Genomic DNA, 12,671 nt, shown 5'->3' on the forward strand with positions numbered 1-12,671 from the left:
TGTAAGCGTAACCTTTATTTAATGTCGACTTTGGCAGAAAGGGTATAATGCTCATGAATACAAGATTGGTATTTGCGCGATTTTTGGCGATTGTTGTTCTGGTCATCCCCGGTTTAATGGCAATGAAGGGTTTTCTGATGATGAAAGACGCCCTGTTCCTATATTATGCCGAGCACGGGAACGAACTGATTTCACCAGGATTCCAGTGGCTTTCCTTTGGCGGTGGACTTGTCCTGTTTGCCGCAGGTATGAGTTTTCTGGGAGGCTGGATCTTGTTCCGTGACCGCAAGCGTAATTATGTAGGTCCCCGTTTCCGATCCAATAATGTACCCGAAAAAGCAGAGACGCCCGGAGGGACTCGTTGAGTCCGGGCTTTTTGTGTGTTTTTACAACACACCGCCTACTTTACATAGACAGGATGGATCATCATGGTATCATTTTTAATCACGTTACAACGACTGCTCAAAGGCATTTTCCATGCGTTCAAAGACCCCAAGTTTCTGGCTTTGTTCGCGTTAACGGCAGCAACGTTGCTGTCAGGCACTTTGTTTTACACTCGTGTTGAAGGTTTGCACTGGATCGATGCATTATACTTCTGTGCGGTTACTCTGACTACGGTTGGACATCCTGAATTTGTGCCATCCACCGGATTCAGTAAAGCCTTTACTGTCATCTACATGTTTGCAGGCATAGGTCTCACCTTTGCCATGATTGCCAGAATTACAGCAGGTATTCTATTCCCTCGCAAATTAAAGACAGAAGAGGACCCGGAGTAATCTCCGGGTCATTCGTATAAGGCATCCCTCAGTTTGGTAGACATACGTGATTCTTTGGAAGAAGACTTCAGGATCGTTCTGCGCAGCGTCAGGTTACTTGCCTGCAGTCGCTCCGCTTCTGCGAACAGTTCTGCAAATAATGCCTGCGCCGCTTCATCCAGTGATGCCTGCTCTTTCAGGCTTTCATATCGTTCTTGAAGTGATGTTAATACTTCACTCATCGTAAACACCTCTTTTCCATAACTCCTAGTAACAGCTGGCGGAACCAACGGCTTAACATTCCATATAGTAACACAAAGCTGCACAGATTAGTTCTGGCTCTTACCAAAGATTTTGTGGTACTCTGTAATGGTCGCTTTTTTTGTTGAATCCCGTATGTGAGAGGAGTAGCAGCACCGTGCAAACAGGACGTATTACCGTAATTACTGGACCCATGTTCAGTGAAAAGTCCGGTGAACTCATTCGCCGTTGTCAGAAATTAATTCAATTTGGCCGTAAAAAGGTTGTGGCCTACAAACCAGCCGAGGATGATCGGTTTGCCCAAGATGAAATCGTGAGCCGAATTGGTTATCGATTGCCTGCTCATTCCATTCCCCGGCAATTAACCCCGGAATCCGTAGAAATGATCCTGAATCAAACCATAGATGCTGATGTTGTTGCATTTGATGAAGTACAATTTTTCAGCAGTGCCATCATGGAACTGGTCTCGGAGCTAGCCTATTGTGGCAAACATGTTATTGTGGACGGACTTAATATGGATTACCGTGGTAAGGAATTCGGATATATCGGCGGTTTGCTTGCCATGGCAGATGACATTGAGAAACTCTCGGCTTTCTGTGCCGTATGTGGTAGCCCGGATGCTGCCTTTACGCAACGTATCGTCAATGGGGAACCCGTTACCTTGGGTCCGGTTGTTATGATTGGCGATTCAGAAGCTTACGAGCCGCGCTGTCGTTGCTGCTTCATTCCTCCTCACAAAGTTGAATGCTCATCATAGTTTCTAAATGATCTCTAAGATCCTCCAAAAAGCCCTTTTTGGGCTTTTTTTGATTATCGCAGCGAACTTTTGCACAAAAAAGCACCGCTTTGCAGCGATGCTTACAGGATCACTTCCCGCTAGTCTCGGGAAACAAAATATTTGTTGGTCATGTAGTAAGCGTCACCACGCGACGTTTCCACCATTCCTTTTTTGGCATCCAAAAATACAATCTCTTTACACTTTGTGCAGTACCATTTCGTGCGCTTGTATGGAGATTCCGTCACGTAAGCCGTGCCGCATTTACAATCAATCTTCATTAATAACTCGGTTGATTTATAAGCACTGGACAGGCGTTCCAGGTTATCCTGTTGCTGTGTAGGCATAATGGTCTGCTGATAATCCGATAGATGATTCTGAACCTTAAAGTCTGCTACCAATCCTGCATTCAATCCAAAAAACTCCTTGCCGATTTCGGTCACGAAGCGCTTCTCATTTCTGTAGCAATCCAGCCACTCAATAATCTGCTTATTAGACAGTGGAACCGTACCCTTGATACCGCTGTTTAAGGTGTAGGTCATGATGTATAAAGTATCGTCTTGTCTACCTGAGTACATTAGAATCCTCCTTCGAATACATTTGCTAATGTACTACAAAAACGCGCATAAATCAAAAAATTCTTATTTCCTGAGCGCATCTCTTCTTATTAAATGGGAAACATTCCTCTTTCATCCGCCAAAGACTTACAAGAACTGCATACACCTGAAACATTTCCCTGCGGCGCCGCATAATGCACAACCGATCTGACGTTTTTCTTACATATGGAACAGTAGTGCCTCCTTTCTTTTTTTGGGATATAGTCCGATAGCTTCACTACATTTTGGTTCTGTCGGAATCGTTGTAAGAAGCCCAGCCATTTCATCTCGCTTCACTCTCTCTTGTTCGCTTACCTCGTAGTCGTTTTTCGCTTTTGGTTAAAAATTATCGCGCCTTCTGTTATGTATACGATTCCAAGTTGTGCATGCCTATCTCATAATCTATTCGACGTTTTGGGCATTTTTCCTGTTTTTAATCTCTACACATATAAAAAAAACCGACATAACCTGCTTTCCTTCCTTTTGGAAGAACAGTATTTTAGTCGGTTCCCACCTTATTTATAAAAAGTTCCCAGAACGTCCAGCTCTGGTGAGCGCTCAATTCGAAACGGGTAGATATACCCCTGATTCATTCGGGTAAATTTGCGACTCCACAGATCCAGTCCGGATGTGAACTGATAGGCCTGATATATAAACTTGGAACAGTAATTACGCTCAATACTGCGAAGATTGGTCTGCAAACGGTAAAATTTCACCTGCTTGTAATGGTCCTGTACCCAACCGGCTGCTTTCATGCCTGCCTCACTCAGCCTGGAACGGAATACAATGAAGCGATCTCCTTCATAGAAACGTGTGAGATACCACTCTAATGAATCAGCAAATACAGGCCCATAAGGATGCACATGATACACTTTGCCGTCCAGCCCAATAATCCCCATATGCCCGGCGTAATACGTTGATTCCGAACTTGGTGTGTACACAATATCTCCAGGCTCCAGCTTCATCTCGCCTAATGCGTTAATGGGCAAGTCTTGATGCAGCCGTTTGGCTGCTGTACGTTCACGCCGTCCTTCAACCAACAAGCGATGAAGTGCCCCGGCAAGTGCAAGATATATTTCAGACCATTTGATCTTTTTTTTATCAGATCGTTTGAACCACCGCTGGATGAAGGTGAAACCTCGCTGTGGCTGTGATCCCTTTTTCATACGCTGCACTCCACTCTCATCTATTTATTGGATTTATTGGATCTATATATAAAAAATATTTTCACTGACACTACGATGACAGAATAATCTTCCAATCGCTATAATCCCCAGACTTTTTCTGTCCTCTCCGTTATTGTGTAAATGATTATTTCAGATGATGTTTTTGTCATTCTAATGTATCTCAGGCCTATTATAGACATTTGGTAGCACATGTTCAATTCGGCAACCATTGTGTCTGTTGAAATTATGCCTTCTTATTACCCATTTTATACAAAAAAGATGACTTCGGGATTAACCCGAAGTCATCTTACTCGTATCCAAATGTAACCCTCTATTCTTCTACAACACCAAGGGCTTTATTTTTCTCCTTAAAGCGACTGTTATGGGAAGAAACATAAGCCACTTTTTCCGCTTCAGGGTCCATGTAAAGCTTTGCACTATTCACCGCAAGAGCAGCATCAGTGAAAGTACCCGCAATCAGATAAAGTTTACTACCATAATCTACAAAATCACCTGCAGCAAATACGCCCGGTATATTCGTTTGTAATCTCTCCGTTGTAGTGACGTGCCATTCGCCAAGGTCAAGTCCCCAATCCCGAATTGGACCAAAGTCACTCTTCATGCCATGGTTCACAATGACAGCATCTACTTCAAGCAGTTCAGTCTCGCCCGTGTCCACATGTGAGATGGTCACTTGTTCAATCACATCGCCCCTCATACTATGCAATGTCTCTACCGCATAAGGTGTACGGACATCTACTGAGGATTCTCTCATGCGCAGTACATTACGCTCCAACCCGCCAAAACGGTCACGACGATGCACAACTGTCACTTGCTCTGCCAATGCTTCCAGTTCATTCGCCCAGTCTACAGCAGAGTCGCCTCCACCAGAGATCAGTACCCGTTTACCCCGGAATGGCTCGAGTTCCTGCACGGTATAGTGCAGATTGCTAACCTCATAACGGTCAGCACCTTCAAGCTCCAGCTTGGCCATTTTATATATACCATATCCGATTGCCATAATGACGGTACGTGTCCAGTGTTGTTCACCTGTTGCAGAAGTTAACAGAATTGTGCCATCAGGTTGACGCTCGAATCCTTCGATCTGTTGTTCGAACACAAGCGTTGGATCGAAAGTTCGTGCCTGTTCTTCCAATTGTTTAATCAGATCCTCACACAGGATTGGCGTCACACCCCCGACGTCCCAGATCATTTTCTCCGGATAAAATAACATGCGACCGCCTAATCTGTCCCGTGCCTCAATTAACTTGGTCTTCATATCCCGCATGCCGCTATAAAAGGCAGAGTACATGCCCGCAGGGCCACCGCCGATAATGGTTACATCATAGAGTTCTAACTGCTGATTCATATTAAAAATACCTCCGTTAATTCGATCCAGAACATCGAGTATTTGATATCGATTCTCATTATCACTTAAATCCTAGTGTAATGGTAATCTTATCAAAATACAATGGCTAAAAAACAAACATTTCTTGTACAAAACATTTACGAACTACTCTGTACTCCACTATTGCGCTCTTGGAGCCGCCAACAGCTTTTCAACGACAAAATCAAGTTGTTTATTGATTGAATAGATATCTGAATAGTAGAAGAAATCAAAATCAATCTCAATCAGACGACCTTCCTTGATCGCAGGGATGCTGCTCCAAATTGGATTATCCGTCAAGTTATCTGCCCCATCGTATACAGAGCGAAATACATAGTCACCGATATATTCAGGCAGTACTTCCATAGAAATACTGGAGCCAGCTGCCTCCGAAACCACATCAATTTTTTTCTGTACAACCTCAGGCGCTTTCATTCCCAAGTACTCATATACCGCCTGAGATCCTCGGCCAAACTGTTTGCTCTCTACAATGACCATGCCTTTCAAACCGCCCTCCACAATGGAGATCGTTTTGTCCAGTATGCCTGCATCTGCAAGAGTTTTCTTACTCTCTTCTACTTTGGTTTTGAGATTGAGGAGTAACTTCTCGGCTTCCTGCTCTTTGCCAAAAATACTCGCTATACTATGCAGTCTTTCTTCTGTTGTCATTTTCTCGTACGGAATATATACAGTAGGTGCAATATCCTTTAATAACGTATATGTCTCTTCAGAGGGAACAATGATCAGATCCGGATCAAGATCAATGACAGCTTCAGGATTCGGTTCAAACCAGGTACCCAGAGCATTTACACCTTCAAGCTCACTCTTATATGCAGCCCCGTCATATACATCTGAGGTAGCGATCGGCTTAACCCCAAGGGCAACGACATCTCCCTGGAGATACAGAACAACAACCCGTTTGGGGTCAGCTGGGACAACGACCTCACCCTTAACCGTCGAGACCGTGCGTGTTTCATTGTCCTTGTTGGTCTGGTTTCCTGTGTCTGATGACACGGTCGTACTGCTGTTATTGGAACTGGCACCCGTTCCTTCGCCAGCTGTTGGTGTGGTTGTACCTGAAGAGCAGGCTGAGAGCAGCATCGTGATGCTCAATAGAGCCACCATAATCATACTTGAACTTGTTTTTCTTTTTTTCATTGGTGTAGACCCTCCGTCTATATATTGATAATGATTCTCATAATCAATATATCCTGACTTCCATCTACGGCCAATGGACGATTCAGATATTTGTAATGGACGATCCTCTGCTCTCGCTTCTTCTCTCCTATTTCGTTGATACTGGATTGGTGAGATCCCCACATGTTTTTTGAAGATACGACTAAAATAATACACATCCGAATAACCCACTTCTGCTGCAATTTCACCAAGCGTTGCATCAGATCGTACAAGCAGAGTACGAGCCTTGGCAAGTCGAGTCTGAATTAGATAATCAATCGGACTGTAACCCGTTTTTCGTTTGAATTGCATGGATAAATGACGAGAGCTGTAGTTGAATTGTTCAGCCAGAGAATCAAGCGTGACCTGTTCCCTGTAATGGTTCTGTATGTAACGAAGTGTTTGTTTCACCGGATCAGCATGTTCTGTTTTGATCTCTTGCTCTGTTAGCTGAATCAGCATTTCATGAATGAATTGGTAAAATAAACTTTTCGTATGAAGCAGATCCAGACTGCCGGACTGTGCCCATGCATCTTCAAGCTCATCTAGGTAACGTAACAGTCCAAGCGGACTATTCGGCGTAAAACCATATTGCAAAGAGAACGGTGCAACCTCAGGCTGTGTCAACAACCACGTTTTGCGATAACCAGGAAAGGCAAGGAATGCTCTGTAATAGAGCAGTAGATATTCCAAATCTTCATTGGTTTGAATATCCAATGAAGCACCCTTGGCCCCATGAAGCATGAAAAATCGCTCTGCCTTGTATGCTCGTCCATCCAATTGAAGCACAGCCGATCCTCGGATTGTATATATAAAACCATTTGCCGGAAGTGTGTAGGAACTCAGTTGTTCCCCCGCCTCCATAACGATCCGGCGTATATCCAGAACCTTAACAGCGGCAAGATTCCAGCATTTTATCTGTTCATCTATTTGCATCAATTACTCTCCAATCCCAGCCTCATCCGGAACAAAGACCTTACAAGGCATCATTCTGTCATACATCCGACAACATATGCGGAGCAGAGTTTCACTAATAATATACTTTTATTATAAATGATAATAATTTTCATTATCAACTGTAATTTTAGAGAGGAGTTGGATTTCATCTCATCAAGCACTTGTTACGCTTATTTTGGTTCAGAGATCTTCGTAAACCACGCGGCCAATTCCTCTGTTTGATCCAATGTTGCAATGGGATCAAAGTACCACGAACGATCGGGGCTCCAGATAAACACACGATCATTTTTAACCGCATCCAATGAGCTCCAGACCGGTTTTAATTTCAACTCTTCGAGAGTCAGTTCATCTGCTGTAAGAATGATGTAGTCACCAGCAAATTCAGGAATTGCTTCTGAGGATACTTCCACTAGTTGATCCTTCATTAAGATCTCTTTTTTATCTGCAGGAGGATTCAAACCAAGCGCGCTGTAGACTGCTTGACCTCCCCGACCAAAATTATCACCAAAAGCTAATGGGCCTTTATCATTGAACTGCATGACCGACACCTCGGCTGCTGGATCAATCGCCTCACCGACGCGATTCTTGGCATCTGCAATTCTTGCATCATAATCGGCTAACCATGCCTCAGCTTCTTTTTCTTTATTCAGCACTTTACCAAAATAGGCAATCTCTTCGTGGGTGTTTTTCAATTCGCCAAACGGAATAACTAACGTAGGTGCAATTTTGCTAAAGGAATCAAATAAATCAGGATTACCTGTCACAATCAGATCCGGCTCAAGTTCCAACACTTTTTCGAGAGAGATCGTTTCGTACTCGCCAATATTTTGCACACCCTCAAGTGACTTGATAAAATAAGGATTCTTGAGGTTCAACTCGGGTGTACCCACAGGTTTGATCCCCAGGGCAATTAGGCTCCCTAGATACAAGTCAACTACAATCCGTTTAGGTTCAGCAGGGATTGTAACATTTCCCTTCACCGTTGAGATTGTACGTGGTTCAGATGTTTTGCTTTCACTCTCTCCTGTTGCTGTTTTCGTGGGACTTGAAGCACTATTGTTTCCAGATGCATCCACGTTTGAATTACTCGCAGCCCCTGTAGAGCAGGCACTTAACAGTAATGTAAGACTTAGTAGAATACTCAGCAGCATTCCCGTTCTTGTCTGTCTGTTCATTTTGATTGACCCTCCATGCTTATATTGATAATGATTATCACCATCACTATAAACATACCTTCCACTTCCGCCTCTGAAAATGTCATTTCGCGCCACGCCTGATGTCAGATCAGGCCAATATAAGGGTTCTGAGGTCTTATCTTTGAATTGCAAAGGAGAAAGACCTGTATGTTTCTTGAACATACGTCCCAAATAATAACCATCCGGATAACCGATACCGGCTGCAATCTCATCCAACGTGGCGTCCGTTTGTAGCAACATTTCCTTGGCTTTGAACAACCGAAACTGAATCAGATAATCGATGGGACTGGTTCCCGTCGACTGCTTGAACTTGCGTGACAAGCTTCTTGGGCTGGTGCCGATCATGTCTGCCAAAACATGAAGTGTAAGTGGCTGGGTATAGGAAGACTCTACAATTTCAATAACTTTGCTGACTTGATCCATCATACTTGGATAATAACGATTGGATACAAGAGGAACCTGTGACGATATCTGCTCCACAAATGCATAAAACAAACTCTTGACCTGAAAGTGCTGAATGGGGTTCTTTTGCTCCCACAAAAAACGCATCTGCTTCAATTGCTCATATAGAATGGTTGGCATATCGGGGGTAAAGCCATAGTTCAATCGAAACGGATTGATACGCTCCATTAACCTTCCCAGATCGGTTCTTCCTCTGCTAGGTAGGTTAGCTTTGTACATCAAGTAATAGAAGCGCAATCCGGCTTCGCCTGCTTGAATCACCAATTTGCTCCCTTTACCGCCATGGAGAATATAAAAGCGACTCACTTCATACGTTGCGTTGTCAATCATCACTCCAGCTTCACCCTGAATGGTGAGCACAAAGGTACTTGCTGGAAATTTGTATTTCATCTCCTCATATGCCTCTAATTCCATGTAACGGATATCTGCTATACTCACCGCAGCATAGTTCCAGAGGATATAATAATCATTCCACATTTCGCTAACCCAACTCCGTCTTCATGTATTATGTCTTGATTTCCACCCACTTATTGATAACCATTATCAATTAATATGATGAAGTATGCAATACAAGCGAGGTAAATGAGACCATTCTGACTGACATAAAGCTATTCAAATGCTTCTCTTAACATCCGATATATGTAAATAGAACCATGATAAAGAGAGAAGGAGAACGAGGATATGAATTCAATCTCATCTGCAACCAAAAGCAGTTTCACTCCCGGGAATCAAGTCTCCAGTCGGGATAAAGAAATTCAGGGACTTATGCAGCAGAAGGTGCGGCTCAATGAAGAAATACAAGGGGTAAAAACCAATGATGAGTTGGATACCAAAACCAAAGCTCAGCGGATTAAATCCTTAACAAGCTCCATATCCCAGATCGATAGCCAAATTGCTCAGATTAAAGCAGAGGAATTGCAAGAGAAGAACAAATTAAGACAGCCCGAAAAGACTCAACAGCAACAACCCAAACCTAGCGATGAGACACAAGCCCCTTCACTGGATCATCTAATCAAACATAGTCAGACTTATGATCAATTGGGTAAGCTCGTCGGTTTGCGTGATCGCATGCAGGGCTCCATTCAGACCACTGAAGGGGAGACCCGCTTCGACCGACTCGTTCTGGAGATCAATCCTCCTGCAAATAGTTCTGATCTCGGCAAATCAATGATGTTGGAAAACTCAGAGCGTACCGTCTTTCAGGCAAAACGAGAGGTTGTTCAGGACATCACTTCTCAGCTCAGCAAGGTCAATCAAAAGATTGGCGATCTGGTGAAAGAAATTCATCAGCCTGCACCTAAAGAAACAACACAACCTCCGATCTCTGCAACATCTGGAGAAGAAGATCAGGAAGTAAATGAAGGAAAGAAAAAGGAAAGTAAGGAGCCATCAGATGTGGGAGCCACGAATCAGAAATCCGGAAACGGCACGCAAACTCCGGCTTCCGCCTCTCCAGCTACGTCATATCCATCTGTAGATATTCGAATCTGAGTACCATTTGCTCAAACATAACTTATATGTATACATATTAGGGTTGAGGTGTTTTGTTTTCATAGCAAAGTTCTCAACTCGCATCCAATGATAGAAAAACCACTATTACAGGTGACTAACTCCTGATAAGTAGTGGTTTTTCTTCATTTCTGCATATTAATGGTATAGGTTTAAAACGATGCTTCACTTCTTGAGGTTCATTCTGTCCTCTATATTCTCTTATAAATGTATGTTTCAATTTATTTCGTATGCGAATTCCACTTCTAACATGGATTGCTTGTGGTATCATTTGCACAGATGATGCTGCCGGCAATCGCTTTACAGCCTTTTTTGATCCGTGTGGCCTCATCAATAATCTGATCTATGTTTTCATATTTTTGCTTGCTGTTGGTGACAACGGCGATGGATACCGACACCAGAGGAATGGGCCGAGTCTGCCCGGAACGTCCTTCCCCCAGAACATATTGATGATGCCAATCTTGCTCGTTGTAGAACGTCTTTTTCATTTTCTCAAAACCCGAAATGACTTCATCACTAATGCGCTTGTAATCATGGTGATTGAGAATCACAATAAAGTCATCACCACCGATATGTCCAATAAAAGCTTCGGGAAAAACAAAAAGCTTACGAAGCAAATTAGCTGTCGCCTGAATAAGCTGATCCCCCATTTTGAAGCCATAGCTATCATTGTAGGATTTGAATTGATCGAGATCAACGTATAGTACGCTAAAATGGTCCATCTGAAGAGCATGAGATAGCCTTTCATCTATGATATGGTTACCTGGAAATCCAGTCAGGGGGTTCATAAAAATAGCCATTTCAGCGCGTACATCAGCAACAGCAAGCAGCAAACGGCGAATACTCACAGCTCCAAAGAAACTTTCTCCCGTCGTGACCAGCACAAGGTCATATATTTCCCCTTCATCTCGGTCCATGGCGAGAACACTGACATCTGTAATCTGTTCCGAATAATCCACAACCAGTGCCTGCATGTTCATCACCAGTTCTACAGTACGTCCCATATACAGATTATAGCCATACTGAGTCCCAATCTGTTGAAAGAATCGTTGGCGCATCATCAAAGACACCCCCTTCTCCCCCATAACAGCTATACCTTCCAGACTGGCATTGGACTTGAACAGATGATAGACGATATCACATTTTGTATCAGATTGTACTACAGGAATTGGTTCAGCAATCTCGCCTATTTGCGTAAACATACGATTCTACTCCTTTGTTCGTAGCATCTAATCTGGACTTCCCAAATATATATGTAGGTCTTTGTCAATGGTCACATCGTACCACTTTCTACTCAAAAAAGCGTTAACTGAGGGTAAAAGTTTATGAAAGATTTCCTTCTACTGAAAATTAACTAAATCGTATTACTCTAATACTGAATCTCAAATGCTGGGAATAATTCGTACACAGATCAATTTCATCATTTTGCTTCATAATAGTTTAAAGCAAAAATACCGTCATTTACTGGATGTACTACATCCAATAAATGACGGTATTCGTTAGCATATATCTCAGAAGTTGATCGCCATGAAATGTGCCAATTCAGATATTTATCGCCAAATTCATGCGGCTGGAAACTAATCTGAATACAAGTTTCCTCCCCACATCACTCCTGATCCTTTCAGGACACCTTATGCTCAATTCTCAGCTTGTCTGCAACCATCGCGATGAACTCGCTATTTGTTGGTTTCGACTTGCTGATGTTGATCGTGTAGCCAAACAGGTGGCTGATGCTGTCGATGTTACCACGCGTCCACGCCACTTCAATGGCATGACGAATCGCACGTTCGACGCGAGAAGGCGTGGTTTTGAATTTTTCGGCAATCGCAGGATATAATGTTTTGGTGATAGCTCCCAAAATTTCGATATTGTTATACACCATCGTAATCGCTTCGCGCAAATACTGATATCCCTTAATATGCGCAGGTACACCGATTTCATGTATGATGGACGTAATGCTTGCATCCAGATTTTTGTGTTTGCCCATTGGCACGACATTGGATTTCATAAACATGGATGAACCGCTGCTTGTAGACATCGCAGTCTGTGTTCCCACCAATTGACGTACCCGGTTCGCAAGCACTTCCATGTCAAACGGCTTGAGAATGTAATAGGAAGCTCCGAGTTGCACGGCACGCTGTGTGATATTCTCTTGTCCGAATGCCGTCAGCATAATGACTTTAGGCTGTGGAGACAGGTTCAGGTTGCGCAAGCGCTCAAGCACACCCAGACCGTCCAGATGAGGCATGATGATATCCAGAATCAATACATCCGGCACATCCCGAGTTTGCTCCAGCAATTGCAGTACTTCTTCTCCATTGTATGCAATACCGGTTACTTCCATATCTTCCTGCTCAGATATATATTCGGCAAGCAAATTCGTAAATTCACGATTATCATCGGCCAGCAATACCTCAATTTTTTGCAAAAC

12 protein-coding genes are annotated in these 12,671 nt (G+C 43.3%); 4 read left to right on the forward strand and 8 right to left on the reverse strand.

Annotated elements, in window-relative coordinates:
- The first annotated feature begins 47 nt into the window (after positions 1 to 47).
- Positions 48 to 365: a DUF2627 domain-containing protein gene (locus tag NLBNIHML_RS06795; RefSeq protein ID WP_494354065.1), complete on the forward strand. Its 318-nt coding sequence runs from the start codon at positions 48 to 50 to the stop codon at positions 363 to 365.
- Between the two features lie 63 nt (positions 366 to 428).
- On the forward strand, positions 429 to 776 hold the full coding sequence (locus NLBNIHML_RS06800) for a potassium channel family protein (RefSeq protein WP_192133999.1): 348 nt from the start codon (positions 429 to 431) through the stop codon (positions 774 to 776).
- Between the two features lie 8 nt (positions 777 to 784).
- Here the strand turns inward: NLBNIHML_RS06800 and NLBNIHML_RS06805 are convergent, their stop codons facing one another.
- Positions 785 to 997: a hypothetical protein gene (locus tag NLBNIHML_RS06805; protein WP_253438764.1), complete on the reverse strand. Its 213-nt coding sequence runs from the start codon at positions 995 to 997 to the stop codon at positions 785 to 787.
- Between the two features lie 176 nt (positions 998 to 1,173).
- Between NLBNIHML_RS06805 and NLBNIHML_RS06810 the strand changes: the two genes are divergently transcribed.
- On the forward strand, positions 1,174 to 1,773 hold the full coding sequence (locus tag NLBNIHML_RS06810) for a thymidine kinase (protein WP_339235429.1): 600 nt from the start codon (positions 1,174 to 1,176) through the stop codon (positions 1,771 to 1,773).
- Between the two features lie 119 nt (positions 1,774 to 1,892).
- Here the strand turns inward: NLBNIHML_RS06810 and NLBNIHML_RS06815 are convergent, their stop codons facing one another.
- The 5 genes from NLBNIHML_RS06815 to NLBNIHML_RS06835 form a co-directional block, all read right to left on the reverse strand.
- Positions 1,893 to 2,369 (reverse strand): hypothetical protein, encoded by a 477-nt coding sequence (locus tag NLBNIHML_RS06815; protein ID WP_017687614.1) that lies wholly within the window; start codon positions 2,367 to 2,369, stop codon positions 1,893 to 1,895.
- Positions 2,370 to 2,902: 533 nt separating this feature from the next.
- The gene (locus NLBNIHML_RS06820) at positions 2,903 to 3,553 is read right to left on the reverse strand and encodes a hypothetical protein (protein ID WP_339235432.1); all 651 of its coding nucleotides are present in this window, start codon (positions 3,551 to 3,553) and stop codon (positions 2,903 to 2,905) included.
- A gap of 331 nt (positions 3,554 to 3,884) precedes the next feature.
- A complete protein-coding gene (locus NLBNIHML_RS06825) occupies positions 3,885 to 4,922 on the reverse strand; it encodes an NAD(P)/FAD-dependent oxidoreductase (protein ID WP_494354066.1) in 1,038 nt (345 codons plus the stop codon).
- 159 nt (positions 4,923 to 5,081) lie between these two features.
- Positions 5,082 to 7,052, reverse strand: coding sequence for an AraC family transcriptional regulator (locus NLBNIHML_RS06830; protein WP_494354067.1), 1,971 nt, complete (start codon positions 7,050 to 7,052; stop codon positions 5,082 to 5,084).
- 191 nt (positions 7,053 to 7,243) lie between these two features.
- Positions 7,244 to 9,208: an ABC transporter substrate-binding protein gene (locus NLBNIHML_RS06835; protein ID WP_494354068.1), complete on the reverse strand. Its 1,965-nt coding sequence runs from the start codon at positions 9,206 to 9,208 to the stop codon at positions 7,244 to 7,246.
- Positions 9,209 to 9,412: 204 nt separating this feature from the next.
- On the opposite strand from NLBNIHML_RS06835, the gene NLBNIHML_RS06840 reads away from it, so the two are divergent.
- Positions 9,413 to 10,222 carry a hypothetical protein gene (locus NLBNIHML_RS06840; RefSeq protein ID WP_494354069.1) on the forward strand — a complete coding sequence of 270 codons (810 nt, stop codon included), beginning with the start codon at positions 9,413 to 9,415 and terminating at the stop codon, positions 10,220 to 10,222.
- A 263-nt stretch (positions 10,223 to 10,485) separates the two neighbouring features.
- Here the strand turns inward: NLBNIHML_RS06840 and NLBNIHML_RS06845 are convergent, their stop codons facing one another.
- Positions 10,486 to 11,442 (reverse strand): GGDEF domain-containing protein, encoded by a 957-nt coding sequence (locus tag NLBNIHML_RS06845; RefSeq protein WP_494354070.1) that lies wholly within the window; start codon positions 11,440 to 11,442, stop codon positions 10,486 to 10,488.
- 419 nt (positions 11,443 to 11,861) lie between these two features.
- Positions 11,862 to 12,668 (reverse strand): sporulation transcription factor Spo0A, encoded by an 807-nt coding sequence (gene spo0A / locus NLBNIHML_RS06850; protein WP_062835258.1) that lies wholly within the window; start codon positions 12,666 to 12,668, stop codon positions 11,862 to 11,864.
- Positions 12,669 to 12,671: the final 3 nt, after the last annotated feature.

It is taken from the genome of Paenibacillus sp. JNU01, from assembly GCF_059130585.1.

Excerpts from the sequence above, each read along its gene's own strand:
- NLBNIHML_RS06795 (WP_494354065.1), top strand. The coding sequence starts at position 48 with ATGCTCATGAATACAAGATTGGTATTTGCGCGATTTTTGGCGATTGTT.
- NLBNIHML_RS06800 (WP_192133999.1), top strand. The coding sequence starts at position 429 with ATGGTATCATTTTTAATCACGTTACAACGACTGCTCAAAGGCATTTTC.
- NLBNIHML_RS06805 (WP_253438764.1), bottom strand. The coding sequence starts at position 997 with ATGAGTGAAGTATTAACATCACTTCAAGAACGATATGAAAGCCTGAAA.
- NLBNIHML_RS06815 (WP_017687614.1), bottom strand. The coding sequence starts at position 2,369 with ATGTACTCAGGTAGACAAGACGATACTTTATACATCATGACCTACACC.
- NLBNIHML_RS06820 (WP_339235432.1), bottom strand. The coding sequence starts at position 3,553 with ATGAAAAAGGGATCACAGCCACAGCGAGGTTTCACCTTCATCCAGCGG.
- NLBNIHML_RS06825 (WP_494354066.1), bottom strand. The coding sequence starts at position 4,922 with ATGAATCAGCAGTTAGAACTCTATGATGTAACCATTATCGGCGGTGGC.
- NLBNIHML_RS06830 (WP_494354067.1), bottom strand. The coding sequence starts at position 7,052 with ATGCAAATAGATGAACAGATAAAATGCTGGAATCTTGCCGCTGTTAAG.
- NLBNIHML_RS06835 (WP_494354068.1), bottom strand. The coding sequence starts at position 9,208 with ATGTGGAATGATTATTATATCCTCTGGAACTATGCTGCGGTGAGTATA.
- NLBNIHML_RS06840 (WP_494354069.1), top strand. The coding sequence starts at position 9,413 with ATGAATTCAATCTCATCTGCAACCAAAAGCAGTTTCACTCCCGGGAAT.
- NLBNIHML_RS06845 (WP_494354070.1), bottom strand. The coding sequence starts at position 11,442 with ATGTTTACGCAAATAGGCGAGATTGCTGAACCAATTCCTGTAGTACAA.